This window comes from Micromonospora sp. NPDC000442, assembly GCF_042898635.1.
In the GTDB taxonomy this organism is placed as follows: domain Bacteria; phylum Actinomycetota; class Actinomycetes; order Mycobacteriales; family Micromonosporaceae; genus Micromonospora.
This window is the reverse complement of record NZ_JBIAYZ010000002.1, coordinates 278,077-303,459: the sequence shown is the minus strand read 5'-3', so window position 1 is coordinate 303,459 and position 25,383 is coordinate 278,077. Positions and strand designations below refer to the sequence as shown.

Genomic DNA, 25,383 nt, shown 5'->3' with positions numbered 1-25,383 from the left:
CCGAGATCCCCTCGCGCTCGGCTGACAACCAACGAGATCTTGGAGGGCGTGGTGTGCCCCGATCCGTGGCAGTAAAAGTGGACGACACGCCGAGGTGAAGACACCGGAACTGCCACAGATCGGGGCGGGTAGCGTGCCGGCATGATCGAACTGGTCGAGCGGCACACGGTGCTGGCCGTCGTGGTCGGGTCGCGGGCGTACGGGCTGCACGGCCCGGATTCCGACCACGACCGGCGTGGCGTGTACGTGGCACCGACCCGCGCCTTCTGGCACCTGGAGAAGCCACCCACCCACCTCGACGGGCCGGCGGCGGAGCAGTTCTCCTGGGAGTTCGAACGCCTCTGCGAGCTGGCCCTGCAGAGCAACCCGACGGTGCTGGAGGTGCTCTGGTCCCCGTTTGTCGAGACGATCACCGAGGACGGGCGACAGTTGCTGGCCAGCCGGCGGGCGTTCCTGTCGCGGCGGGTGGCCCAGACGTACGGCGGCTACGCCCGGGACCAGCTCAACCGGGTGGCGGCCCGCCGCGAACGTACCGGCGAGACGAACCACAAGCAGGCCATGCACATGATCCGGCTGCTGATCGCCGGGGTGCACGTACTGCGGACCGGGGAGATCCTGGTGGACGTGCGGCACCTGCGTGACCGGCTGCTCGCGGTGCGCCGAGGCGACCTGATGTGGGAGTCGGTCACCGGCTGGGCCGAGGACCTGCTCGCCGAACTCGCCGAGGCGGCTGCCACCACCACGCTGCCGGAACAACCCGACCGGCACGCCGTGGACCGGCTGCTCACCGCCGTACGGGAAAGGAACCTGTCGTGACAGTCGACGTGCCGGCGTGGGCCGCCGAGGCCGCCCGGGAGCTACCCCGCCCACTGCTGTTCGCCACCGTCAGCGGCGCCCACCTGTACGGCTTCGCGTCCGTCGACTCCGACCTGGATCTTCGCGCCGCGCACCTGCTGCCGGCGACGGAGGTCGTCGGGTTGCGCACCGGACCGGACACCTTGCAGCACACCGGCGTACGCGACGGCGTCGAGCTGGACGTGGTCAGCCACGATCTGCTGAAGTTCGCCCGGCTGCTGAACAGCCGCAACGGGTACGTGCTGGAACAGGTGTTGTCGCCGTTGGTGGTCGTGACCACCCCGGTGCACGCTGAACTCGTGTCCCTGGCACCGCGACTTGTCACCCGTCACCACGCGCACCACTACCTCGGCTTCGCGGCCACCCAGGAGCGGCTGTACGCGCAGACCGGAAAGCTCAAGCCCGCGCTGTACACGTTGCGGGTCCTGCTCACCGGGATCCACCTGATGCGTACCGGCCGTCTGGAGACGGACCTCGGCGTGCTGGGAAAGAGCCTGGCGTACGTGCCGGATCTCATCGCCGCCAAGCGGGAGGCCGAGCACGGGCCACTGCCCCCGGGCGCCGCCGAGCGACTCGCCGTCGACGTACCCCGGCTGCGCGCCGACCTGGAGGAGACCAGGAACGCCTCGGCCCTGCCCGACCAACCCGACCCGGCCGCCGTGGACGCCCTGCACGACCTGGTCGTACGCACCCGCCTGGCCTGATCCGCGCCACCGGCTCGTGATCCTTGCTCGCTCAAGCAGCGGTCCGCCCGGGCCGTACGTGCTGTTCGGATGCTCGGAGGACGTATCCGTCTGCTGACACGTATCGTTTGTATTACGTGATACGCGGAGGCGCCATGAAGCTCAACAGCAAGGGGCAGGTCACCATCCCGGCCGCGCTGCGCGCCCGGTACGGCCTGCACGAGGGTGACGAGGTCGACGTGATCGAGGACGGCGGTGCACTCCGAATCGTCCGGGTGAGCGGCGCGGAGAGTCGAGGGCAGCGCCTGGTGCGACACATGCGCGGGCGTGGTGGCACGAAGCAGACCGCCGGCATGTCCACCGACGACCTCATGGAGTTGCTGCGTGGGGATTGACCGACTCCGCGCCGTCGCGCACCGGCCCACCGACTCGGCCACGACCCTTGTCGACACGAACGTGCTGCTTGACATCCTCACCGACGACGCCCGGTGGGCGAACTGGTCCAGCGAGTCACTGGCCGAGGCGCGGGACAACGGGGCCCTGGTGATCAACCCCATTGTGTACGCCGAGGTGTCGGTCCGTTTCGACCGCATCGAGGACCTCGACGAGGCGCTGCCGGCCGGTGACTTCCTTCGTGAGGAACTCCCGTATGCGGCCGGCTTCCTCGCGGGCAAGGCGTACGCGAGTTACCGCGCGCAGGGCGGCACCAAGAGGTCACCGATAGCCGACTTCTACATCGGGGCCCATGCGGCCGTGTGTGGATACCGTCTGCTCACCCGCGACGGGGCCCGCTACCGGACGTACTTCCCGAAGCTGGAGTTGATCAGCCCGGTGGGTTGATCGCACTACTTCAGCAGGGAGCGGTAGAGGTCGAGGGTGCGGGCGGCGATCGCGTCCCAGGAGAAGTGTTCGACGGCGCGGTGCCGGCCGGCGCGGCCGAGCGTGGCGGCGCGCTCTGGCGCGGCCAGCAACTCGTTAAGGCGGGCCGCTAGGTCGGCCTCGAAGCGCGCCGGATCCACAGGCGCGCCGTCGAGGCCGGCCTGCTCGATCGGGACCAGCAGGCCGGTCTCGCCGTCGGCGACCACCTCCGGGATGCCGCCGGTGGCGGTGGCCACCACCGCCGTCTCGCAGGCCATCGCCTCCAGGTTGACGATGCCCATCGGTTCGTACACCGACGGGCAGACGAAGATGGTGGCGTGGGTGAGCACCTGGATCACCTCGGACTTGGGCAGCATCTCCGCCACCCAGACCACCCCGGAGCGGCTGGTCCGCAGTTCGGCGACCAGGCCCTCCACCTCGGCGGCGATCTCCGGGGTGTCCGGTGCCCCGGCCAGCAGCACCAACTGGGTGTCCGCCGGCAGCTCGCGGGCGGCCCGCAGCAGGTGCGGCAGGCCCTTCTGCCGGGTGATCCGCCCGACGTAGACCACGCTGGGCAGGGCCGGGTCGATGCCGAGGCGCGCCAGCACGTCGGTGCCCGGGTCCGGGGCGTACTGCGCGGTGTCGATGCCGTTGTAGATCACGTGCACCCGGTCCGGATCCACCGACGGGTACGCGGCCAGCACGTCCCGACGCATCCCCGCGCTGACCGCCACGATCGCGTCGGCCGCCTCGTACGCCGTGCGCTCACACCAGGAGGAGAGCGCGTAGCCACCGCCGAGCTGGTCGGCCTTCCACGGCCGCAGCGGCTCCAGGCTGTGCGCGGTCGCCACGTGCGGCACCCCGTACAGCAGCTTCGCGGTGTGCCCGGCCAGGTTCGCGTACCAGGTGTGGCTGTGCACCAGGTCGGCACCGGCGCATCCGGCGGCCATCTCCAGATCCACGCCCATGGTCCGCAGCGCGGCGTTCGTCCCGGCCAGGGCCGGCGGGTCGGCGTACGCCCGAACCCCCGGCTCGGTACGCGGCGCGCCGAAGCAGTGCACCCGCACGTCGGTGATCCGGCGCAGTTCCCGGGCCAGGTACTCGACGTGCACCCCGGCGCCGCCGTAGACCTCCGGCGGGTACTCCCTGGTGAGCAGGTCCACGCGCAGCCGTGCGGAGTCCGTCATGCCCGGCACCCTAGTGCAGAATCCGACGCCGCACCCGGCCGCGGAACTGTGCCCGTACGAGTGGTGAACCGGCACCGGTATGGATAGCGTCTGTTCATGGCTGCCAAGGTGCTCGCGATCGTCCTGGCCGGCGGAGAGGGCAAGCGCCTGATGCCGCTGACCACGGACCGGGCCAAGCCGGCCGTCCCGTTCGGCGGGATGTACCGCATGGTCGACTTCGTCCTCTCCAACCTGGCCAACGCCGGCTATCTGAAGATCGTCGTGTTGACCCAGTACAAATCCCACTCCCTCGACCGGCACATCACCAAGACCTGGCGGATGTCGACGCTGCTCGGCAACTACGTCACGCCGGTGCCCGCGCAGCAGCGCCGTGGCCCCTGGTGGTTCGCCGGCTCGGCCGACGCAATCTACCAGAGCTTCAACCTGATCTACGACGAGCAGCCGGACTATGTGATCGTCTTCGGTGCCGACCACATCTACCGGATGGACCCCCGGCAGATGGTGGAGGACCACATCGCCTCCGGCGCCAGCGTGACGGTCGCCGGCATCCGGCAGCCGCTGTCGACGGCCGACCAGTTCGGCGTCATCGAGGTAGGCGAGGACGGCCGACGGATCCGGGCCTTCCGGGAGAAGCCCACCGACGCCGTCGGTCTGCCCGACGCCCCCGACGAGATCTACGCCTCGATGGGTAACTACGTCTTCACCACCCGGGCGCTCATCGACGCGGTCGAACGCGACGCCGACGACAAGACCAGCAAGCACGACATGGGCGGCAGCATCATCCCGATGCTGGTCGAGCGCGGCGAGGCGAACGTCTACGACTTCCGCGACAACGAGGTGCCCGGCAGCACCGACCGGGACCGCGGCTACTGGCGCGACGTGGGAACCCTCGACTCGTTCTACGACGCCCACATGGATCTGATCAACGTCCACCCGGTGTTCAACCTCTACAACTTCGACTGGCCGATCTACACCGAGCAACCGCCGTATCCGCCGGCCAAGTTCGTCCACCAGTGGGGGGAGCGGGTCGGCCGGGCGGTCGCCTCGATGGTCTCGCCCGGCGCGGTGATCTCCGGCTCCCTGGTGGAGAACTCCATCGTCTCGCCCAAGGTGAAGGTCCACTCCTGGGCCCACGTGGACGGTTCGGTGCTCATGGAGGGCGTCGAGATCGGCCGGCACGCGGTGGTCCGTCGGGCCATCCTTGACAAGAACGTCCAGGTTCCCGAGGGCGCCGAGATCGGCGTGGACCTGGAACGCGACCGGCAGCGCTACACGGTCTCCGACAACGGCATCGTGGTCATCGGCAAAGGACAGAAGGTAGAACCGTGAGCGCGAGGAGTGCAGCGCAGCGGAGCCCCGCAGTCGCGAACGAAAGGTCAATACAGCCTTGAGCAGTCATCCCCGTGCCGGCCAGCCCGCCGAGCCCGCCGATCTGGTCGACGTACCACGGCTGGTGACCGCCTACTACGCCGAGCACCCCGACCCGGCCGACCCGGCGCAGCAGGTCTCCTTCGGCACCTCCGGGCACCGCGGGTCGAGCCTGCGCAACGCCTTCAACTCCGACCACATCCTCGCCGTCACCCAGGCGCTCTGCGACTACCGGCGGGAACAGGGCGTCGACGGTCCCCTCTTCCTCGGCCGCGACACCCACGCGCTGTCCACCCCGGCGGCCGTCGACGCCCTGGAGGTGCTCGCCGCCAACGACGTCACCGTGCTGCTGGACAGCCGGGACGGATACACCCCCACCCCGGCGGTGTCGCACGCCATCCTCACCCACAACCGGGGACGCACCGCCGGCCTCGCCGACGGCATCGTGATCACCCCGTCGCACAACCCGCCCGACGACGGCGGCTTCAAGTACAACCCCACCCACGGCGGCCCCGCCGACTCCGACGTCACGAAATGGATCCAGGACCGCGCGAACGCGATCCTCACCGCCGGGCTCAAGGAGGTGCGCCGCATCCCGTACGCGCGGGCCCGCGCCGCCGACACCACCGACACGTACGACTTCCTCGCCGCGTACGTCAACGACCTGCCGGCGGTGCTCGACCTCGACGCGATCCGCGCCGCCGGGGTCCGCATCGGCGCCGATCCGCTCGGCGGCGCCAGCGTCGACTACTGGGGCGAGATCGCCGACCGGCACCGGCTCGACCTGACCGTGGTCAACCCGACCGTCGACCCGACCTGGCGGTTCATGACCCTCGACGGCGACGGCAAGATCCGGATGGACTGCTCGTCGCCGAACGCGATGGCCTCGCTGATCGCCATGCGCGCCGACTACCAGGTGGCCACCGGCAACGACGCCGACGCCGACCGGCACGGCATCGTCACCCCCGACGCCGGCCTGATGAACCCCAACCACTACCTCGCCGTCGCGATCGCCCACCTGTTCCGTACCCGCGAGAACTGGGGCCCGGACGCGGCCGTCGGCAAGACCCTCGTCTCGTCCTCGATGATCGACCGGGTCGCCGCCGACCTCGGCCGACCGCTGCTGGAGGTGCCGGTCGGCTTCAAGTGGTTCGTGCCCGGCCTGCTCGACGGCACGGTCGGCTTCGGCGGCGAGGAGAGCGCCGGCGCGTCGTTCCTGCGCCGCGACGGCGGCACCTGGACCACCGACAAGGACGGCATCCTGCTCTGCCTGCTCGCCGCCGAGATCATCGGCAGCACCGGGCGGACCCCGAGCGAGCACTGGGCCGAGCTGGCCGACCGGTTCGGCGCACCCGCGTACGCCCGCATCGACGCACCCGCCACCCGGGAGCAGAAGGCGGTGCTCGGCAAGCTATCCCCGGAGCAGGTACGCGCCACCGAACTGGCCGGCGAACCCATCACCGCGACGCTCACCACCGCCCCCGGCAACGGCGCCCCGATCGGCGGGCTGAAGGTGACGACGGAGAGCGGCTGGTTCGCCGCCCGCCCGTCGGGCACCGAGGACGTCTACAAGATCTACGCCGAGTCCTTTCAGGGCCCCGACCACCTGGCCCGGGTACAGCAGGAAGCCCAAGCCCTGGTCACCGACGTGCTCGACAACTCCTGACACTGCGGCGGAGCGGGCGCCCGGGTGTGGTGACCATGAGTGACCACACCCGGGATGCCGCTGTCACGATCCGGCCGGACCGATCGACGTGGGGCGGAAGGTGTGTTCCCGACCGCAGTAGTCCGGCCTGATGCTGGGCCCGTCGAGAGACGTCCGGCAGACCTGGATGGTCACCCGGTCGATGCCCAGCACCGAGGCGTTGGAGCCGAGGACGAAGTCGAACCGCACCACTCCGTTGTCGACCCGCTGGGCTGCCTGGTCGATGGGACGATCGCCCGCGTACGCGATATAGGTGGCAGTGGTGTAGCGACGGTCGTCGCGGCAGGCGATCGGCTCGTTGGCGCTGGGCCGGTCGACGACGACTCCGGTAAGCCGTACCGCACTTGTGGGTGCGGTTGAGCGCCATTCGAGCACGCCTTCGGTGTAGCCGTAGGTGCAGTTGTCTCCGGACGGGACGGAGAAACGCTGGGAGATCGGGCTGGCGGCGGCGCTGCTGGCCATGACGGTGGCGGCGAGAAGCGCGGCGGCGAGGACGGTCGCCGCCCGCAGGAGTGCGCGGGTCATCTGCTTCCTTCCAGACTGATCGGGGTGCGGTGGTGTGTTGGGCGGGACGGGTCGCGACTGGGGGCCCGATTGGGACGGCCACCGGCACCGATTGCAGATGAAGTGAAGTCTATCGATGCAAGGGCGGAAAGTCAGCCGCCGCAGCGCAGGGTCAGCGCGGTGGGGGGAGTTCGCGGCGGCCGAGTTGGCGACGCAGGTTCTCCGGGAGCAGTTCGCGGAGCTGCTCCGGCAGCAGCGGCAGGTCGAGCAGGCTCAGCTTGAGCTGGCTGCGCTCCTGGTAGCGGGCCGGGTCGAGGCGGACCACCAGGCCGGCGTCGGGGCGGTAGCGGATGTGCACCGCACCCGAGGTCGACCCGTCCCGGATGACCAGGCCGTCCACCTCCACGGCGACCGGCGCGGATCCCGGACGTAGCTCCAGATGAATCGTCTCCTCGGGGGAGAGCACCACCGACCGGGAGATGCCCGACATCGGCGCGCTCGGGGTGACCACCACCGCTCGTGTGGCCGGGGAGACCAGCGGCCCGCCGGCGGCGTAACTGTAGGCGGTCGACCCCGTCGGGGTGCTCACCACCAACGCGTCACAGCGGTAGTAGCCGTACTGCTGCCCGTCCACCGCCAGGGTCGCGGTGACGAAGCCCTGACCGGGGTGCCGGATCAGGGCGATGTCGTTGAACGCGACCACGTCGTCGCCGCACACGTCGCAGGCCAGGCAGCTGTGCGACTCGACGGTGTACTCGCCAACCAGCAGCCGGTCCAGCGCCGCCGGCAGCTCCGGCGGCTCGACCTCCACCAGAAACCCCAACTTCCCCAGGTGTACGCCGAGCACCGGCTTCGGATCGGGTACGGCCGCCCGCAGCGCGCCCAGCATCGTGCCGTCCCCGCCGATGCTGACCAGCACGTCCGCCCCTCCGGTGAGCTGGTCCTCCGGTACCGGGCGGACGGACTCGGGCACCCGCTGCCGGTCCTGCTCGCGTACCGTCAGGGCCACCTCGTGCCGCGCGGCCCAGGCGGCGATGGTGTCCACCACCGGGGACACGTCCCGGGTGGGGTGCAGCACCAACCCGAGCCGGATGCGGTCCATACCCACAGCTCATCACAGTCCGGACGCCCGTCATGCCGCTACGCGGCAAGGCGCGCCGACGGTGTCCGACCGCTGGCGCGCCCTCGACCACCGCTACCGGCGGGGTCGGCCCGTCAGATGGTTCAGTGACCGGGCGACGAGCTCGTCCCGGGCCGCCGGAGCCAGACCTTCCAGCCCGAAGCCGAGGTAGACGGTGTCCCGGGTGACCACCGCCGAACCTTCCTCGAACGCCTGCTGGCTGCGCGACCAGTCGTTTGCCGCCGGAGCGGACCCGGCCGGCGGGCCGGCCACCGTCCAGCCACCGAGATCCGTCTCGAACGACGTCTCGGCGACGGTGGCCCCGTCGACCACGACCCGGGTGTCGTCGACGAACAGGCCGAGGCCCTGGGTGGCCCAGTCGCTGGCATAGCTGATGGAGATCTCCACCTGCCGGCCCGCGTACCCGGACAGGTCGGCCACGAACTCCTTCCAGCCGTTGGAGGTGCCGGTCGCCGCGTGCCACTGCCCGGTGCTGCCGGTCGGCGAACAGTCCGCGCCCTGGTAATGCGCGAGGAACGGGTGCAGTTGAGCCACCCAGCCGGAGGCGCAACTGTCCCCGGTCTCCTGGGTGGTCATGCCCCCGGCGTCCGGCAGCGTGGTCCAGTTGTCGGTGCCGACCTCACGCGCCTCGACGAACATGAAGTCCCAGTTCGTCTCGATGTCGAACGAGGTGAAGAAGCGCAACTCGCCGCTGGTCGCCCCCGTCAGGTCCACCGTCCGGGTCAGTCGCTTGTACGACTCGTCGGACTGTCCGCTGAACAGGTACCACTCGCCCGTACGCGGGTCGAACGGTGCGCCACCCGGCCGCCCCCAGCCCACCGGAGCGGAGCTGGTGAACTGCGGGAACTGCGCCGGCGGCAGGAAGCTCGACGTGGTCAGGAACGACGCGGTGTGGTCCTGGTTGCCCGCCGAGCCGTCGGCGTTGAGCGTTCCGGCGAAGCCGGCGAACGCCCCGTCGTCACCCCGGACCGGGTACGGCTGCCCGTCGGGTGACGTGCCGCCGTCACTGACGTAGTTGTACGCACCCAGCCAGTACTGCTGGAAGTCGTTCAGCAACGGCAGGCAGCTCGGATCGGCGGCGTCCGTGCACTCCGGTGGGGCATCCGGCAGGTAGCCGTACGAACCGTTCGCCGCCTGGGCGTAAAGCGCGTACTTGCCGCTGACCAGCAGCTTGCCGCCCTCGTTGAGGTAGTCCCGGACGGACAGTTCGATGTCCACCGCCGCCTTCGCCACCGTGCCCGGCACCTGACCCGGCTCGCGCAGGATGATGTCGTCGCCGGTCTCCCAGACCACCACCCGGTAGTGCGACAGCACACCCAGATGGTGCGGGGCGGTACGCCCCATCGCGTCGAAGTCGTACACGTCGCTGCTGCGCCCGGCCGCCTTCAGCGAGGCGGCGATCTCGTCGGCGTACCTCGCGGTGGTGGTGTCCTGGGCAGGGCTGACACCGGTGACGTCCTCCACCGCCAGCACCAGCACGTCCCCGCCGATGTCGTCGTGCACCCGGTAGGTGAAGCGTTCGCTGCTGACCTTCCCCCGACCCGGTTTGGTAGCGGTGAACCAGACCCGCACCCGGTCGCCCGGCCGGGCACCGGTGACCTTGCCGCGCAGTTCGGCGTAGTACTCGTCGTGGGTGTCGCCGTAGCGTTCACCGCCACGCCACTCGCGGACCCGGGTGGACTTCGTCCGGCCCCCGTTGATCGACCAGTTCAGCTTGACGTTCTTCAGCGAGCGCCGGGTGATCGCGGCGACCTGCTGGTTCCGGCCGTACGACACGTCGAAGGCATCCACCACGAAGTCCGGGGTGCTGCGGCCGACCACCGAGACCGGATCGTCCGGCCGGTGCGCCGACTTCGCCACCGCGAGTGCGAACGGAAGGTTCTTGGCCACCTCGGCGGCGATCAGCTTCTCGTCGTCGGGGAAGGTGAAGACGCTGACGCAGTCCTCCGGCCGCCACTGGTCGTCCGGATCCGACTCGGCAGCCGCCTGACAGGTGGACATCTCCGGGGTGAAGCCCAGGGTGCCGTAGCGCACCGTGGCGTGGCTGTCCGTGTCGCCGTTGGTGGTGTACAACTCGGCGGAAATGTCCGGGTCGTAGCCGGGTACCGCGGGGTTGGCGTCGTCCCCGGCCATTGTCTCGTAGATCACGTCGTCCGGGGTCGGCGTCGCCACCTGCCAACCCACGCCGTAGAGCAGCAACTGCGCGGCGGAGTGGTAGTTGACGAAGAACTCGAACTTGAGCCGCTTGAACAAGGCGTCGAGCGCCTTCGTCTCCGGCTCCGAGTTGGGACCGGGTCCGCGGTAGGTGTCGCTCGCCGGATCCGGCGAGGAACCCTCGTTGTCGTAGCCCCACTTGTAGCTGAAGTTACGGTTCAGGTCGACGCCGTCGGCCCCGGTGATCTGGCCGTCACCGTTGTTGTCGCGCAGGTTCTTGCGCCACAGCCGGTTACCGGGCGTGAAGGTGTGGTCGTAGCCGTCCGGGTTGAGCACCGGGACGAACCACAGCTCGGTGGTGTCCACCAACCGGGTGATCTCCCGGTCCGAGCCGTAGCTGGTCAGCACGTGATGCATCAACCGGCGGGTCATCTCCGGCGTGATCCACTCCCGGGCGTGCTGCGTGCCGGCGTAGAGCACCGCCGGCCGCTTACCATCCTTCCTGGTCTTCGCGTTCCTGGTGACCTTCATCGCGAGGATCGGCTTACCCTGGGCCGAACGACCGATGCTCTGCACCTTCGTCAGCTTCGGATAACGTGCCGCGGTCGCGGTGATCTCGTCGCGGATGCCGCCGGGTTCGCTGTACGACCGGAAGGCCCGCCAGCCCGCCGCGGCCTGCTCCCGCAGCACCTGCGAGGCATCCTTACCGCGTACCTTCTTGACCTCGAGATCGACACCCTTGCGGGCCAGCCGGTCAGCCTGCCTGCGGCTGAGCACCGTCTCGATCTCCGTCTTGCCGGACTGGTCGGGCGTCGCGCCGTGCCCGAGGTCGACACCGGCCTCCCGCAACCGGTGCAGCTGCCCGGGATCGACCGTGCCGACGTACACCTCCAGGCCGTCTCGGCCATCGCGGCCGCCCGGATCGGACGGCGGCCGTGCGTTCGCCGGTGCGGTCAGCACCAGCGCACCGACCAGAGTGAACACGCCGGCGATCGCCAGCGGTGTGCGCCTCATCCTGCCTCCTGATGTGAAGGACCTGTGAGCGGAAGCCTGCTGTCGGTGCACATCGATGTCAATGCCCGCCCTTCGCCGACGCGCTTTACGGTCCGGGATCCACACCGAGACCAAGTTCGACCGAGGCCGCTTCGGTTGTTCGGGAGCGCCGTCCAGCTGAATTGATGATGGCGGTCGATGCCGACTTCGGTTATCGGAGAAGTTCGGTGAGAACGTCCGCGATCCGTTCACCGGCGGCGCCGTCCCACAACGGCGGAGTGCGCCGTGCGGTGGGCGGGCCGGCGGCGATCGTGCTCGCCACCGTGTCGGCCAGGGCGGCCCGGGTGACCAGGCGGTTGGTGCCGTGGGTGATGGTGACCGGCCGCTCGGTGTTCGGCCGTAGCGTCAGGCAGGGAATCCCGAGCATCGTCGTCTCCTCCTGCACGCCGCCGGAGTCGGTGACGACAGCGACGGCGCCGCGCACCAGGCTGAGAAATTCGAGGTAGCCCAGTGGTTCGACGACGCGAAGCGCACGGTGCGAGAGCAACCCTGCGTCCTCGAGGTGGCGTCGGCCGCGTGGGTGCAGGGGCAGGATGACCGGGATCTGGTCGGCGACGGCGTGCATCGCCTTCACTAGTCCGATCACGTCCGCCGCGTCGTCGACGTTCGCCGGCCGGTGAAGCGTCGCCACTAGGTAATTCTCGGGAAGTGCCAGTGCAGTGCGGATTGCGGTGACGTCGAAACGATCGAGGTTGGCCAGCAGTGTGTCGATCATGGGATTGCCGACCAGGTGGATCTTTTCCGCAGCGATTCCCTCGTTGCCCAGGTGCGCCACCGCGTCGTGGCTTGTGGCGAACAACAGGTCGGACACGTGGTCGACGACAATACGGTTGATCTCCTCGGGCATGGTTCGGTCGAAGCTGCGCAGACCAGCTTCCACATGTGCAACCGGGATACCCAGTTTTGCCGACACGAGGGCTGCGGCGAGTGCAGAATTCACGTCGCCATAGACAACGGTGACACCCGGTCTCGTTTCGGCCATCAATGCTTCCAGCCCGGTCATGGCATCTGCGGTCTGGCGAGCGTGGCTTCCCGAGCCCACGCCCAAATTGATGTCCGGTTCGGGTAGGTCGAGTTGGCGGAAGAAGACCTCGGACATCCGCTCGTCATAGTGCTGTCCGGTGTGTACCAGGCGTTGGTTGAAACCCTGCTGGTGAAGCGCTCTGATCACCGGCGCTGCTTTGGGGAAGTTCGGGCGTGCGCCGGTTACATGCAGGACGGCAGCGGCTGACATGAGACTCCTTGTTAATTCGGCGTTGATCGACGAGGCGCGCCAATCGTGCAAGTTGACGAGTTTAATGCACTACCTCGATAGAATCGCGATTGACGGGTGCGGCGCGGGTATGCAACCCCGACGGGTTGCCACCGCGTACGCGATTCTTTTTCTACTTCCTAAGGCAGGCGCGCCCCGTGAAGCAGATTGTTCAGTCCGTGTCCGGCGGCGAAGTTCGGGTCGTCGAGGTCCCGCAGCCCGAACCCGGTCCCACCGAGGTGCTCGTCGCCACGCGCAGATCCCTTCTCTCGGCGGGAACCGAACGTGCCGTGCGGGAACTCGCCTCGGCGGGCCTGCTGCGCAAGGCCCGGGCGCGGCCGGACCTGGTCCGCCAGGTCGTCAACAAGGCGCGCACCACGGGCGTCCGCTCGACGTTCGCCGCCGTGCGCAGCCGGCTGGACGAGGACATGCCGCTCGGGTACAGCGCAGCCGGCTTCGTCGTCACGGCTGGCATGGCGACCGATGGCATCCGGCCGGGAATGCGGGTGGCGACAGCCTCGGTGGGACACGCCGAGTATCAGGCTGTGCCGGGTCTGCTCGCGATACCCGTTCCGGAAGCCGTGTCGGATCAGGCGGCCGCCTTCGGCGCGGTTGCGGCCATCGCGTTGCAGGGACTGCGACAGGCCGAGGTGGGCCTGGGTGGCTCGATCGCGGTGGTCGGCCTCGGGCTGGTCGGGCAACTGACGCTCCGCCTGGCACTGGCCTCTGGGCTGAACGTCATCGGCATCGACCTACGCGAGTGGACGGCCGATTTGGCCCAAAGGGCTGGCGCGGTCGGCCTGGTCGAGGCCGGTGCGGCCACGACCGAGCGCGTCATGGAGCTGACCCGTGGCCGAGGCGTTGACGCGATCCTGGTCACGGCGGCGACACCATCCTCGACGCCGATCACACGGAGCACCGAGATCGCCCGTGACCGTGCCCGGCTGGTCGTGGTCGGCGATGTCGGCTTGGAGCTTGACCGCCGGCAGTTCTACGAGCGGGAGCTCGACCTGCGGTTCGCCCGCAGCTACGGGCCCGGCCGCTACGACCGCGCCTACGAGGAATGGGGCATCGACTACCCGGTCGGCCATGTGCGCTGGACAGCTCGACGCAACATCGAGGCATATCTCGATCTGGTGGCCGGTGGTCGCGTCGCGGTGGACGACCTGATCACGCACGTCTTCCCGATCGAGCAGGCGACGGATGCGTACGACGTGCTGGCCTCCGAACCGCGCTCGCTCGCGGTGCAGCTCAGCTACGCAGCCCCGGTGGAGTTCTGCCGACAGGCGATCACGATTCGTCCGCGCCGCAGCTCGTCGCGACCGCGGGCAGGGTTGATCGGTGCCGGCAACTACGCCAAGGCAACCTTCCTGCCGGCGCTGAAGGCGGCGGGCTGGGGTGACGACTTGGCCGCCATCACCACCGCCAAAGGGCTCTCGGCGCGTCACGCTGCCGAGCGTAACGGCATCGCCCTCGTACTACCGACGACCGAGGCACTGCTGAACTGTGCCGATGTCGACGCGGTGTTCATCCTGAGCCGCCACGATTCCCACGCCCGCCTGGTGGCGCAGGCGCTGGATGCCGGCAAGCACGTGTTCGTGGAGAAGCCGTTGGCGCTCACCCAGGACGAGCTCGACGAGGTCGTGGCCGCCTATCACCGCAACTCAGGCCATCTGTTCGTCGGCTTCAATCGCAGGCAGGCGCCGATGGTGGTTCGGTCCAAGCATGTGCTGGCGGCCGGATCCGGGCCACTGACCGTCTCCTACCGAATCAACGCCGGGCCGCTGCCCGACTCGCACTGGTATCACGATCGGCTTCAGGGCGGCCGGATCCGTGGCGAGGTGTGTCACTTCATCGACCTCGCCTCGTGGCTCGTGGGCGCACAACCCGACGTTGTCCACGCGTACGGGAGCGGTCGCGGCGAGCCGGGACTGGAGGAGGACGTGAGCGTCCTGCTCGGATACCCGGACGGGTCGACAGCGACCATCACGTACTGCACCCGGGGAAACCAGCGCACCCCCAAGGAGCGCGTGGAGGTCCTCGGTCGCGGCCACACGATCGTTATCGACGATTTTCGCAGTCTGGAAGTCGATGGCCGGGTGATGCGACGGGTACCTGCCGGCAAGGGCCATCAAGAGCAACTCGCCCACGTACGCGCGGCAATCGCGGAGAACGGCTCTGACGAGCCTGATCTCGCAGCCTCGATCGGCACGACAAGGGCTGCGCTGTCGGTGGTGGCCGCCCTGGCGGGCATCCGGCCGGGCCCGTCCTACCTGCCTGCCCAGGCCGATGTCGCGACCGGTGTGAGCGCGGGATCCAGTTCGTGAACGGACGGCCGACACCTCTGTAGGACGACCGAACGAGCACCATGCCGGCGGCCTGCCGCTGGGATGGTGCTCGTTCGCATGTATGGGCTGGTCCGAACCGTTGGTACCGGGCCCTCTATCGGGCGGGTCGAATCTCGTCCAGCACTGGTTTGAGAGCGGTGTCCAGGAAAGGGGCGAGCGTCGCTGAGTACGTGGCGGTCAAGTGGTGTGCGTCGCGCCAGACGAGAACGCCTCCGATGACGGGCGCGCACCGGTCCGCAGGGCAGATCCAGTCGTTCAGGTCGACCAGGCGTACGCCGTGGAGACCGACAACTGCCTGTTCCTGAGCGGGGCCGCCCCCGCCAGCGAGGGCATCGCCCCGGGGGGTGGCGCACTTTGACAGGTGCTTCAGATTCTCGGACACGCACTCGGCGATGTCCTCCGGGTGGAGCGGTGTGTCCCGCAGCACCACTATCGGGATCTGCTCGGCGAGCAGGCTGCTCCACGTCGCCCGCAATTCGCGGACCATCGCGGATCGCCTGTTGGCCGCCGATTCGCCCACCACCGGGTATTCGGAGTGGGTAGTGATCAAGAGATCGGGTCGGTCCGCGTCGAGCAGCGCCGCCCGGACCGCCCGGTTCCACTCGAAGCAGGACGAGTAGGGCCGGTTGTCCAGGGAGATCTCTGCTGCCAGGAAGGGGCAGCCAGATTTCGTGTGGGTGACGAGGCGCCAGCCGTTCGTCTCCGCGACCTTCTGCATGGCAGGAATCCACTGGTCAGCGTGAGAGTCGCCGACGAGCACGACAGTAGTCGTCGCGTCCGCCTTTCCGTACACACAGGCTTTAGGAACCGCTGAGACCTGGTCGACATGGCAGCCCCGGTTGCGAGACAGCGGCGCATCCCGGGACGCTGACAGTGGGTCAGGGCTGATCGAGTCGACCTTATCGACCGGAACACCGGCACGGCCGGCACGGGGTGACGACCCGAGAGCCGCCGCGCCGGCCGGGCCCGCCGGTGCCGCCGGGACGGTGGCACCGGGCACCTGCCCCATGATGACTGATGGTGCAGTTGAGCCTGCGGTCATCGGGATGGCCAGTTGGAACGTCAGGCCGGCCAGGGCGGCGGCCCCGGTGCAGATGGCACCGACACGCAGGGCATTCAGGGGTCGTTCGGCGAGAATTCGCGATCGACGGACCGGATTCTCGATGAAGTGATAGGTGAGCGCGGCGGGGATCGCCGAGGCGGCGACTACCGCGAGTGCGACGCCGACGCTGAGGTCCCCGAACTGGGCTTGCGCGGCGATCAACATCGGCCAGTGCCACAAGTACAGCGAGTACGAGAGTGCACCGATCCCGCGCATCGGCTGCCGACTCAACAGGAGAGCGGGCCCACCTCGGCCGGCTGCCGGACCGAACGCGATCACCGCGGCCGTGCCCAGGGTGGGGCCGAGCGCGGTGTATCCCGGAAAGCCGGCTTCGGTATCGATCAGTACGGCTGACACACAGACGGCGATCAGCCCGATCCACGCTAGTGGGACAGCAACCACGCTGGGAGCACGGCTGAGCCAGGTCGCCGTGACCGCGATGGCGCCGCCGAGGGCCAATTCCCACATCCGGGTCGTGGTGACGTAATAGGCGGACGGGTCGACCGGCGAGGTGTGCAGTGCCCAGGCGAACGATGGAACCGCGATCAATGCCAGCCCGAACAGGTAGAGGCCGCGACGTCCTCGTCTCCACCGATGGGCCATCCACCCGAGCCCGATCAGTAGTAGGGGCCAGACCAGGTAAAACTGTTCCTCCACAGCCAGGGACCAGAAGTGCTGGACGCTGCTCGGTGCGGCGTTGGCGGCGACGTAGTCGAGGGACTGGTCAGCCATGCGCCAGTTCATCGCATAGAAGGCGCTGGCGACGACATCCCAGGCGGTCGTTGACCAGCGCGCGCGAGGCAGGAAGAAGTAGGTCAGCACCAGAGTCGCGACGAGGACCGTCCCGGCGGCGGGAAGCAAGCGCTTCGCACGCCGAGCATAGAAATCGGCAAGTGAGAGTCGGCCGCGTTGGTCGAGTTCCTTGAGCAGCAGGCCGGTGATGAGGAAGCCCGAGATGACGAAGAACACGTCCACGCCAATGAAACCGCCGGGTAGGTAGGGCACCCCGGCATGACCGAGGAGCACCAGCAGCACGGCGACGGCTCGCATTCCCTCGATGTCACCACGGAAGGAAGGCGGGACGGGCGATGCCGACTTGGGTGGCGTCGGCGTTACGGTCCGGGGCTGCGCCCACAGATCACTTGGTATAGCCACATGCGACACATTACGTGCGCCTTGACCCTGATTTAGTCCGCTCTGCACGATAAGTCGCTTCCATCGGGAGTTCGGCTCTTTCTAGGCTCGCCCGTTTCGTTGACCACGGATGCGAGCAGGCGCGCCAAGGCATCCGACATCGCCGTGCGCGACTGATTGTGTTGTATCCACTGGCGGCCTGCCGCCCCGAGCTTGGCCAACTCTGCCGAGCCCGCCTGAGCCACCTGTCCGAGGCCGTGGGCGAGGTTTCCCGGCGCCACCACGTATCCGGAGCCGGCGCCCGCCACGAGATCGCCGACAACTCCCGGGCTGTTGGTGATGATTGGCAGCCCGGCGGCCATGTAGTCGAACACCTTGTTTGGACTGACCCCAGCCCGGAACAGCTCGACGTCGGCGAGGACGTGCACACCGACATCCGCCGCGTGGAGGATGTCTGGCATCTCGGTCTTCGGTACCGGGTCGAGAAACCTCACATTATGGATGTCATACGCTGTCGCCTGTAGGCGTGGCTTGTCCACGCCCGACCCCACCAGTACGACGTCCAGCTCCGGCACCGCCCTGGCCGCGCACAGGAGCAGGTCGAGTCCATTGGCGGGGCCGTGAGCGCCGGCGTAGACGGCGGTGCGGCGGGTGAACCCGTACCGGCGCCGCAATTCGTCGCGAGGCGCACTGGGCACGAAATCCGCCGGGTCAGCCGCGTTGGGGATGAATGCGATCCGCTCCGGCTCAACGCCCTTGCCCTCGATCACCGACCGCAGACCTGGTGCCATGATGACCACGCGGCGAGCGCGTCGGTACAGGAACAGTTCCACGCGCTCCAGCACCCGGTATGTCAGGGAGGACTCCGCAAGCTTGCCCATGTCAACCAGGACGCGCGGCCAGAGGTCCCGGATCTCCAGGACGAACGGTGTACGTCGAATCGCCGCCACGATCCAGCCAGATAGGCCGGCTAGCAGGTGGGGTGAGGACGCGTACACCAGATTGGGGCGTGGTTGCCCGAGGCCCGCGGCGGCGGCCGTCACCGCGTAGCTGGCCCAGTTGACCACCCGGCCCAGGCCGTTGCCCCGATATGGCGTCACCGCGACGGGACGAAAGCCCGGCTCCGCTCGCTGCGGCTGGCCGGTTGCCATGTTGAGGCGACCGGCGATGACCACGTACGACCACCCTGGCAGCCGGCTGAACAGCTCAACGTGCCGAGTTCCGCCCGGATATCCCCGGGGTACCGCGAAGTGATTGAAGACGAGGACGCTGCGTCGATCCATTACGCCGCTCGCACCTCGTGAACGACGCCTGAGGCTTCGTGGGTCAGTGCGAGCCGGGCGGCGGCCTGCTCCCAGACCACCTGGAACCGGAGACCGTCGAAGGTGGCTGGTTCGGCGCTCGGTGCGGGCAGGGCCCCGAGCCCCCAGACGGTGGTGGCGGTCCGGCTCTCGGTGATGATCCAGCTCGCTGGCTCCCATTGCCCGTACGTGCGGCTGTGCCAACCCGCGAACGGTGCCGGCTGCCCCCGTACCACCGCGTGTGCATCCAGTCCGACGAGATCGACCTTGCTTGCACCGGTGAGGAGAACGTTGCCGTCGACCGCGACGTCCGGGTGTAGTGGGATGGTCAACGACCAGGACTCGGCGGCGGCCGGTGGATCGGCGAACTCGATGATTGCCACGTAATGCTCAGCCACCACCACCGCGCGGCCGACGCGGACCGGCCGCTGGCCGTGGGTGTACGCGTCGTGCCAGCCGAACAGCACGGTGTGGTCGGGTAGTACCAGCGGCTGCCCCAGATACCCGCGGCCGGTGTTCAGCCACCGGAACGCGCGATGCGGAACCAACTGATCGCGCCCGTCCGGCCGGCGGACCGGATGGGCGGCAGAGGTGCGTAGTCCGTTCCGCACCTCAAGTGGCCCGTTGTAAGTACCTGTGCCCGGGTCGGCAATCAACCACCTGCCGTCATGCTTTATCCACACCGAGGTCAGGTCGGCGTGCCCGTGCGAGGGGCCGGCATCCACCTTGAACCAGAGCCGCCAGGGCCCCCGGTCGACGCGGGCGATACCACCGGACGCTGTGGCCGACGGCTGGCGGCGGGTGATCGAGGCATTCCTCCCGGGCGAGACCCCATTGCCTGGTGCGGGTGCGTACCATGCCAGTTCGTCAAAGTCGGCGTACCAGCGCTGCGGTACCCGCTCGCCGGAGAGCACCAGGCCCAGCGCGACGGAGCCAGCCACGTCGAGCGCGTCACCGGAAGACGCCAACACGCGCCCCTCGTCCCAGTCGCCGTACTGGGGAATGTCGCCGTCAAACACGCCCAACCTAGCCAGGTGATGGCTGGCGGCGTACAGGCCACGCTGCACGTCGGCCGGCGCGTTCCCCAGCATTGCGCGCACGATGAGCATTTCCAGCACGAAACGGTGGTACGACAAAGAGTCCTCCACCATGCGGCCGTCGGACTCGATGTGCCGCTGCCACTGCGCCGCGAACATCTTCTCGCCGGTGCGCGCCCACCAGGCGGCTCGCCGAGCGGTGGGGAACATGCGCGACAGCAGGATCAGCCCGAGTGCGTCGCCGAGCATGTGGTTGTTGCGCATGCTGCTCAACGTGTAGGGCAGCTCGATCACCAGGTGTCGGGCGCTGGCCAGTAGCAGCCGCTCCATGGCGACCACCAGGTCACCGGGGAGCCGGTCACCCGCCAGTGTCAGGATCTGGTTCCAGGCGATTGCCCGCAGCGCGAGTTCGAGGCTGGAGTACCAGTTCACACCCCGCTCCGGCGGTGCCTGCTCGCACCAGCTACGCAGCAGGTCGGTGAGCGTGTCCTGCCACGGTCCTGGCGGGTCGAGACGGGCAGCCCGGGCCAGCACGACAAGGTCCCGGTGGCGTGCTGCCTCCCAGACGTACTTCACGTCGGACAGCCGTGCCTCGGACCGGATGTCGATGCGCCACCACGGCTGCTGCGCCGGCCACTGCCGCCCCGTCAGCGGGTCGCTGCTCCAAGGCGCCGACACACCCGTCGACACTCGCCGCCCGAAGACACGTACGCCCTCGAGCAGCACGCGCTGGGCGTCGTCAAGGCACCGCCGCCGGGCCTCGTCGCCGGCCGGCGACATGTTGGTCAGCGGCACTGAGGTGGCCGGATGGTGCCGATGTGCCCCACCGCGGAACAGGACGAGATGGAAACCGCTGCGCTTCGATGCCTCGTACGCGGCGCGCATCGGCGCCGACAGACCCAGGGCGCGCGTGTCCGCGGCGATCGTGCGCAGTACCGTTTTTCCCATCCACTTCCCCTTGGCCGCGGCGACCGAGTCGATCTCGGTCTGTAGGGCTGACAGCTTCTCCGTCGATCTGTCTATCCGGTAAACCCGCCGGCTGGTCACGGCCCTGTCGGCAGACGCCCGACAATCACCGTAAAGAAGTGCCGGAGTTGGGGGAAAGATGAACGTGAAGCATTGTCGTTCATGTCGAACGCACCACGTGCGCAACTTCATGGGATGTTGATTCGTTGAATGTGCGCGCACTGGCATGTCGACAGGGGCTCAGATCGCCTTTTCTGCGAGGTTAGGTGCTCGCGCTGCAACTGGTGAGCATGCTCGCGCCTTTCAGCTCTGCGGCGTCGGCGTCTGATTGCTGTATTTCGGCGTGACTCCCGGCCGTGTCTGATACAAATTCTGCACAGGGAGGTTAGGTTGATCAGTGCGGAGGCGTCGCAAGTGAACTCACTCGATCACATCCGTCTCCGGGTGCGACGGTCGGTGGTGGTCCGTTCGGTAGAACAGCCATCCGGTAGCGGGCTCCAGTGACCGCCACCGACGGATTCATCGGTAAGCGACAGCCGGCGTCGTCATCCAGGGCGGCCACAGAGTCTGCGTTCCTGCCCTCCGGTCCTGGACGAGACGGACGTCAGGCGCAGGCGCCGATTCCCGCGCGGTCCAACCGCGCAGCGGTGGCGTGGCTCCCGCTTTGGGTGGCGCTGTTCTGGCTGCTCGGCACCTTCGGCGCCTTCTGGCTGACCGGGTTGGCCCGTTATGTCAAAAACCCGGACCAGCTCTGCCTCTTTGTCCTCGGCGCGACCACCCTATTCGCCGCAGGGTATGCAGTGCAGATCTCCCGCCGTCCGCCTTCCCGGGTCGTTGCCCCAACCGACCAGGGCAAGCGTCTCCGGCTTGTGCGATATCTGGTCCTCATCGCTGCGACCTACTACGCGGTGCGAAGTCTGGCCCGCCTGTGGGAGTTCGGCGCAACCGGCCCGGGAAGTGTCTGGGCAAGCCTTCAGAACCCCGCGACCGGTTATGCGAACAAGCTAGATCTGCTGGCCCAGGACGCAGGCGAAGTGAGCCCTTTGATGTGGCTGCTGGCGCTGGTCGGCGTGCTGGGCACCGCACTGGTGCCGTTGCTGGCGCTCTACTGGCGTAGCCTACCCGTGAGCGCCCGGATCGCGGGAATAGCGGGGATAGCTCTACATGTTGCGTTCTTCCTCTTCATCGGCACCATGAAAGGTCTGGGTGACCTTGTTCTCATGATGCTGGGCGGGCTACTGATAGCGCGGGCGACGATGAAACGTCGGCGCCGTGTCCGCTCCAAGCGCCGATCGGCTCTCATATTGATGAGCGGGGCGTTCGCGCTCTTTCTGCTGTATATGACATATATCCACGCGGCGCGGTCCGCTGAGTTCGGTGTCGGCGAGTACATTCGTCCGAGCCCGGCTGTCTCGGAGCTCGTGGGAGAACGTGCAGCGGAGGGCATCGCCAGTACCCTGTTCTACCCGACACATGGCTATCTAGGGCTCTCTCACAACCTCCAAACTCCGTTTGAATGGTCCTATGGCCTGGGCAGTTCACATTCTGCGTCGATGTTCGGCGAACAGGCTCTAGGTGTGGACCCGATGGACCATCCTGCCTATCCGTACCGCACAGAAGCACGAAGCGGGTGGCCAGCGCTCATGTACTGGGCCACCATCTATCCCTGGCTCGCCTCGGATCTGACATTCCCCGGAGCGGCGTTGTTTATGGGTTTCGTCGGATGGCTCTTTGCGCGTGCGTGGTCCGATGCCGTCTCGACCAGGCGGGTGCTGCCGACATTGGTCTTTACTCAACTCTGCCTTCTCATCGCCTACGTGCCTGCGAATAATCAGCTCGGGCTTTCTCCAGATGCTACTGCGGGGACGGCCACGCTCCTGGCACTGTACGCAGCCTCCTCCCTCTTCGGGAGGCGCCGTCCGGAGGTACAACCGCAGCCGGTTATCTACGCCCGCTAGGTGTTGAAGCCGGACGTCCACCCGGGCCGTTGCGCTTTATGGGCGCCGAGAGGTAGGTCGGGGATGAGTGCCCGCAGCGGGTGCAGTGGGTGGAGTGTCAATCCCATTGCCGGAGGAAAGCCCCGAGCGGCTCGGCGTAGGCCCGGTAGTCGAAAGATTCGAGCGCTCGGCTTCGCGCAGCCTGGCGCATGAGGCTGCGCTGTGCGGTGCTCAGTCGGACAGCAGCTCGGAATACCTCGGTGACTTCTGCCAAGGTATGGTCCCGGCAGACCAGACCCTCCAGGTTGTGATGCAGGTACTTGCCCAGGTCGCTGGTGAGGTTGGCGATCACCGGGGTGCCGCTGGCCAGGCTTTCGCAGAATTTGGTCGAGAAGCCGGCCTCCGTGGCCCGCTCTGACCGGCGAACGAGGACGGTGAAGTCTGCCTCCTGCAGGGCGTCCGCCACCTCGGGTTGCGGTAGGCGGCCAAGGCAGCGCACCCCTTTCGGCAGCGCCCGCCGACCCAGGAGGTGACGCACCTCGTCAACCGTCGGTCCGTAGATTCGCAGTTCGATGCTCGCCCCCTCATCCTCGACGCGCCGTACCGCCTCGATGACGGTCGCCAGGAGGTCCTTCTTGTTTCCGTGCGGATTGCCCGCGTAGGCAAGCGTGAGGCCGGACGAGTCACCTGTCCTGTGCCTGGCCTGGACCGTGAGGTTCTTGACGTCCAGGGTGGGCGGAACCCGTAGAACCGGCTTACCGGTGCGGCGGTAGTGGGACTCCAGGTAGGAGCTGATGGCGACGATTCCGTCGCAACGTGGGTAGTAGTAGTGCAGCGCGAGCTTCATGCTGACGTGCAGCGGGCCGAAGTAGCCGCCTCGCACGTAGCTCCCGTTGTACCAGTCGACCACATCAACGATCAGGGGTACATCATTGCGCCGGCACCACTGCTGGAGATGAATCATGTACTGCGCCTGGCCGCCGTGTACGAGAACGTGGGAAGGCCTCGTCGGTTGGGCGTCCAGCCACCGGACCGTCCGCCGACCCCAGCGCACCAACGTCTGGATGCTGCTCGTGACCAGCCCGGCTCCTCGGGGTGGTGCTTCACTCAACCCGATGTGGGATACCGCTCCCGGTCCGTCGAACTCATGTAGCGACGTCACGGTCAGCGGTTCATGCCCGCCGCTGGCGACCACCACGTCGCGCCCGGCGGCGGCCAGGGATGCTACGAGACCGAAGGCTCGTCGTGACCCCGCCTCTCCCCAGGGAAACGGAAACGGGCCTACGAAGGCAACCCATCTGGCTCGGCGTTTCATGTCACTCCTTGACATCTCTGGGCGAAGTTCCGACGAGTGTGCTTGGCGCCGCCGCGGCTGTGGTCGGCTGTGTCGCCAACACCCGCCGGTAGCCGTAGACGGCTGCAGGGGCCACGGTCAGGGCATAGACGGCGACGCCGATGTACGGCGTCGCGGATATCCCGAGCCGGTGTACGCCGTACAGCTTTCCGAGCACGGAAAGCGGGAGATACAGCGAATACCCCAGGAGTTGTGGACGGAGGAGTCCGGCTGCGTTCTGCACCATGAACCGGGGAGAGATTGCCGCCATCGTGATCCACCAACAGGCCAGCCCGAGCAGCAGCGAACGACTTCCCACCGGGACGGGTAGCCATGCCGCGAAGAGCCGGTCCCCGAACAGCACCAAAAAGGTCGATGGCAGCAGCGCGATGAGCACGGAGACGAACGTCATCCGGCGAACCGTCCTGCGTATCCAGGAAACGTCCCCACGAGCCAGCGCCTCGCCGTACATGGGCCATAGTGGCTGATTTACCAGCATCACCAGCGGTCCGAGTTGGGTCAGCAGCTTTGCCGGCACGGCATACGCAGTGACGCTCGCCAGGCCCAAGACATGTGCGATGATCAATGGATCGGCATTGTCTGCCAGAGTCATCACCAGTGTCGTGAGGAAGAACAGGCCACCGAGGTGTAGCAGGTCGCGTACAGTCCGCTGCCCGACGTACCGCAGGCGAGGTGCCAGCTGGGGCAGGCGCCAGCCGTACGTCCATAGAGTGTTGATCACGTTTACCAAGGGGGGGCACACAGCAACGGCGGCGATGACCGCGATGGGCGGCAGGTCGGCGAGCACCGCGCCCAGCGCGGCCAGCAGGGCGGCTACGCTCGCGGCAGCCTGCCAGGCGTTGCTGGCCACCACTTGGTGGTATGCGTACTGAACGCGGTATACCAAGTACAGCGGAATGTTCAGCAGCGCGGCGGTCAGGCAGACCAACGCGACGATCTGCCCATCTCGTGCAGTCGGCCCGCTGACGTTGAAGACCAACGACCACGGGATGACGCCCGCGAGGAGCCAGAGCAGCCCGCACAGGAAGAGAACCCCGGCCGACACGACCGCATAGGCGCTGGAGATGTACCGTCGGGCGGTATCCACGTCGTCGGAGACCCTGAGTGGTGCGAGCCGGGTCATCAGCCCGAGGCCGACCCCCAGGTCAGCGAACGCCATCATGGCGGTGATCGCGATGACCGCAGTCCACAACCCGTACAGTTCGGTGCCGAGGTGCGACAAGGTCACGGGGATCAGGGCGAGCGGGACAAGCGCGCTGACCGCCCGACTCAGCGTCGCGGTGGTTATCCAGGACAGCAGTTGACGACCGCGGCTTGGGCCGGGGCGTGCTGGGGTCGGTGGTACGGGACGTTCGACAGTTTCGACGGCCTGCTCGGATCCGTCCCATGCCGTTGCAGCCTGTTGGCCCCGCCCGAACTTGCTATCGGAAACCGGCATTTCCGG

At 67.9% G+C, this 25,383-nt stretch carries 18 protein-coding genes; 8 read left to right on the top strand and 10 right to left on the bottom strand.

Annotated elements, in window-relative coordinates; translation table 11 throughout:
- Positions 1–141: 141 nt before the first annotated feature.
- The 4 genes from ACFY2A_RS04080 (at position 142) to ACFY2A_RS04065 (ending at position 2,378) form a co-directional block, all read left to right on the top strand.
- Positions 142–816: a DNA polymerase beta superfamily protein gene (locus ACFY2A_RS04080; RefSeq protein ID WP_387168133.1), complete on the top strand. Its 675-nt coding sequence runs from the start codon at positions 142–144 to the stop codon at positions 814–816.
- Complete coding sequence (locus ACFY2A_RS04075) at positions 813–1,559, top strand: DNA polymerase beta superfamily protein (protein WP_387168131.1); 747 nt, start codon at positions 813–815, stop codon at positions 1,557–1,559. Before ACFY2A_RS04080 ends, ACFY2A_RS04075 begins: the two co-directional genes overlap by 4 nt.
- Before the next feature lie 134 nt (positions 1,560–1,693).
- A complete protein-coding gene (locus ACFY2A_RS04070; protein WP_164445328.1) occupies positions 1,694–1,933 on the top strand; it encodes an AbrB/MazE/SpoVT family DNA-binding domain-containing protein in 240 nt (79 codons plus the stop codon).
- Positions 1,923–2,378 (top strand): type II toxin-antitoxin system VapC family toxin, encoded by a 456-nt coding sequence (locus ACFY2A_RS04065; protein ID WP_387168128.1) that lies wholly within the window; start codon positions 1,923–1,925, stop codon positions 2,376–2,378. The genes ACFY2A_RS04070 and ACFY2A_RS04065 overlap by 11 nt, the downstream gene beginning before the upstream one ends.
- Positions 2,379–2,383: 5 nt before the next feature.
- On the opposite strand, the gene glgA is transcribed toward ACFY2A_RS04065, so the two are convergent.
- Positions 2,384–3,583: a glycogen synthase gene (gene glgA, locus ACFY2A_RS04060; RefSeq protein ID WP_387168124.1), complete on the bottom strand. Its 1,200-nt coding sequence runs from the start codon at positions 3,581–3,583 to the stop codon at positions 2,384–2,386.
- Between the two features lie 96 nt (positions 3,584–3,679).
- Between glgA and glgC the strand changes: the two genes are divergently transcribed.
- Together glgC and pgm are read left to right on the top strand one after the other, a co-directional pair.
- Complete coding sequence (gene glgC, locus ACFY2A_RS04055) at positions 3,680–4,912, top strand: glucose-1-phosphate adenylyltransferase (RefSeq protein ID WP_363919049.1); 1,233 nt, start codon at positions 3,680–3,682, stop codon at positions 4,910–4,912.
- A gap of 58 nt (positions 4,913–4,970) precedes the next feature.
- Positions 4,971–6,617, top strand: coding sequence for a phosphoglucomutase (alpha-D-glucose-1,6-bisphosphate-dependent) (gene pgm / locus ACFY2A_RS04050; protein WP_387168121.1), 1,647 nt, complete (start codon positions 4,971–4,973; stop codon positions 6,615–6,617).
- 63 nt (positions 6,618–6,680) lie between these two features.
- Here pgm and ACFY2A_RS04045 read toward each other — a convergent pair whose 3' ends face one another.
- The 4 genes from ACFY2A_RS04045 to wecB all read right to left on the bottom strand — a co-directional run bounded on the left by ACFY2A_RS04045 (position 6,681) and on the right by wecB (position 12,742).
- Positions 6,681–7,181, bottom strand: coding sequence for a hypothetical protein (locus ACFY2A_RS04045; protein WP_387168118.1), 501 nt, complete (start codon positions 7,179–7,181; stop codon positions 6,681–6,683).
- 151 nt (positions 7,182–7,332) lie between these two features.
- Positions 7,333–8,262 carry an NAD(+)/NADH kinase gene (locus tag ACFY2A_RS04040; protein WP_387168115.1) on the bottom strand — a complete coding sequence of 310 codons (930 nt, stop codon included), beginning with the start codon at positions 8,260–8,262 and terminating at the stop codon, positions 7,333–7,335.
- Between the two features lie 93 nt (positions 8,263–8,355).
- Positions 8,356–11,469, bottom strand: coding sequence for a M14 family zinc carboxypeptidase (locus tag ACFY2A_RS04035; protein ID WP_387168111.1), 3,114 nt, complete (start codon positions 11,467–11,469; stop codon positions 8,356–8,358).
- Positions 11,470–11,659: 190 nt separating this feature from the next.
- On the bottom strand, positions 11,660–12,742 hold the full coding sequence (gene wecB, locus ACFY2A_RS04030; RefSeq protein WP_387168108.1) for a non-hydrolyzing UDP-N-acetylglucosamine 2-epimerase: 1,083 nt from the start codon (positions 12,740–12,742) through the stop codon (positions 11,660–11,662).
- 176 nt (positions 12,743–12,918) lie between these two features.
- On the opposite strand from wecB, the gene ACFY2A_RS04025 reads away from it, so the two are divergent.
- Positions 12,919–15,087: a bi-domain-containing oxidoreductase gene (locus ACFY2A_RS04025; protein ID WP_387168105.1), complete on the top strand. Its 2,169-nt coding sequence runs from the start codon at positions 12,919–12,921 to the stop codon at positions 15,085–15,087.
- 115 nt (positions 15,088–15,202) lie between these two features.
- On the opposite strand, the gene ACFY2A_RS04020 is transcribed toward ACFY2A_RS04025, so the two are convergent.
- The 3 genes from ACFY2A_RS04020 to ACFY2A_RS04010 form a co-directional block, all read right to left on the bottom strand.
- Positions 15,203–17,260 carry an acyltransferase family protein gene (locus tag ACFY2A_RS04020; protein ID WP_387168102.1) on the bottom strand — a complete coding sequence of 686 codons (2,058 nt, stop codon included), beginning with the start codon at positions 17,258–17,260 and terminating at the stop codon, positions 15,203–15,205.
- Between the two features lie 137 nt (positions 17,261–17,397).
- Positions 17,398–18,519, bottom strand: a complete 1,122-nt coding sequence (locus ACFY2A_RS04015; protein WP_387168099.1) for a glycosyltransferase family 4 protein — start codon at positions 18,517–18,519, stop codon at positions 17,398–17,400.
- A gap of 107 nt (positions 18,520–18,626) precedes the next feature.
- Positions 18,627–20,630, bottom strand: coding sequence for a heparinase II/III family protein (locus tag ACFY2A_RS04010; RefSeq protein WP_387168096.1), 2,004 nt, complete (start codon positions 20,628–20,630; stop codon positions 18,627–18,629).
- Positions 20,631–21,148: 518 nt separating this feature from the next.
- Between ACFY2A_RS04010 and ACFY2A_RS04005 the strand changes: the two genes are divergently transcribed.
- Positions 21,149–22,606 carry a hypothetical protein gene (locus ACFY2A_RS04005; protein WP_387168093.1) on the top strand — a complete coding sequence of 486 codons (1,458 nt, stop codon included), beginning with the start codon at positions 21,149–21,151 and terminating at the stop codon, positions 22,604–22,606.
- Positions 22,607–22,703: 97 nt separating this feature from the next.
- Here the strand turns inward: ACFY2A_RS04005 and ACFY2A_RS04000 are convergent, their stop codons facing one another.
- Entirely contained in the window at positions 22,704–23,549 is an 846-nt protein-coding gene (locus ACFY2A_RS04000) for a glycosyltransferase (protein WP_387168090.1), read from the bottom strand.
- 352 nt (positions 23,550–23,901) lie between these two features.
- Entirely contained in the window at positions 23,902–25,377 is a 1,476-nt protein-coding gene (locus tag ACFY2A_RS03995; protein ID WP_387168087.1) for a lipopolysaccharide biosynthesis protein, read from the bottom strand.
- Positions 25,378–25,383 lie beyond the last annotated feature (6 nt).

Excerpts from the sequence above, each read along its gene's own strand:
- glgC (WP_363919049.1), top strand. The coding sequence starts at position 3,680 with ATGGCTGCCAAGGTGCTCGCGATCGTCCTGGCCGGCGGAGAGGGCAAG.
- ACFY2A_RS03995 (WP_387168087.1), bottom strand. The coding sequence starts at position 25,377 with ATGCCGGTTTCCGATAGCAAGTTCGGGCGGGGCCAACAGGCTGCAACG.
- ACFY2A_RS04010 (WP_387168096.1), bottom strand. The coding sequence starts at position 20,630 with ATGGGAAAAACGGTACTGCGCACGATCGCCGCGGACACGCGCGCCCTG.
- ACFY2A_RS04045 (WP_387168118.1), bottom strand. The coding sequence starts at position 7,181 with ATGACCCGCGCACTCCTGCGGGCGGCGACCGTCCTCGCCGCCGCGCTT.
- ACFY2A_RS04035 (WP_387168111.1), bottom strand. The coding sequence starts at position 11,469 with ATGAGGCGCACACCGCTGGCGATCGCCGGCGTGTTCACTCTGGTCGGT.
- ACFY2A_RS04020 (WP_387168102.1), bottom strand. The coding sequence starts at position 17,260 with ATGCGAGCCGTCGCCGTGCTGCTGGTGCTCCTCGGTCATGCCGGGGTG.
- ACFY2A_RS04000 (WP_387168090.1), bottom strand. The coding sequence starts at position 23,549 with ATGATTCATCTCCAGCAGTGGTGCCGGCGCAATGATGTACCCCTGATC.
- ACFY2A_RS04070 (WP_164445328.1), top strand. The coding sequence starts at position 1,694 with ATGAAGCTCAACAGCAAGGGGCAGGTCACCATCCCGGCCGCGCTGCGC.
- ACFY2A_RS04080 (WP_387168133.1), top strand. The coding sequence starts at position 142 with ATGATCGAACTGGTCGAGCGGCACACGGTGCTGGCCGTCGTGGTCGGG.
- wecB (WP_387168108.1), bottom strand. The coding sequence starts at position 12,742 with ATGTCAGCCGCTGCCGTCCTGCATGTAACCGGCGCACGCCCGAACTTC.
- ACFY2A_RS04040 (WP_387168115.1), bottom strand. The coding sequence starts at position 8,262 with ATGGACCGCATCCGGCTCGGGTTGGTGCTGCACCCCACCCGGGACGTG.
- glgA (WP_387168124.1), bottom strand. The coding sequence starts at position 3,583 with ATGACGGACTCCGCACGGCTGCGCGTGGACCTGCTCACCAGGGAGTAC.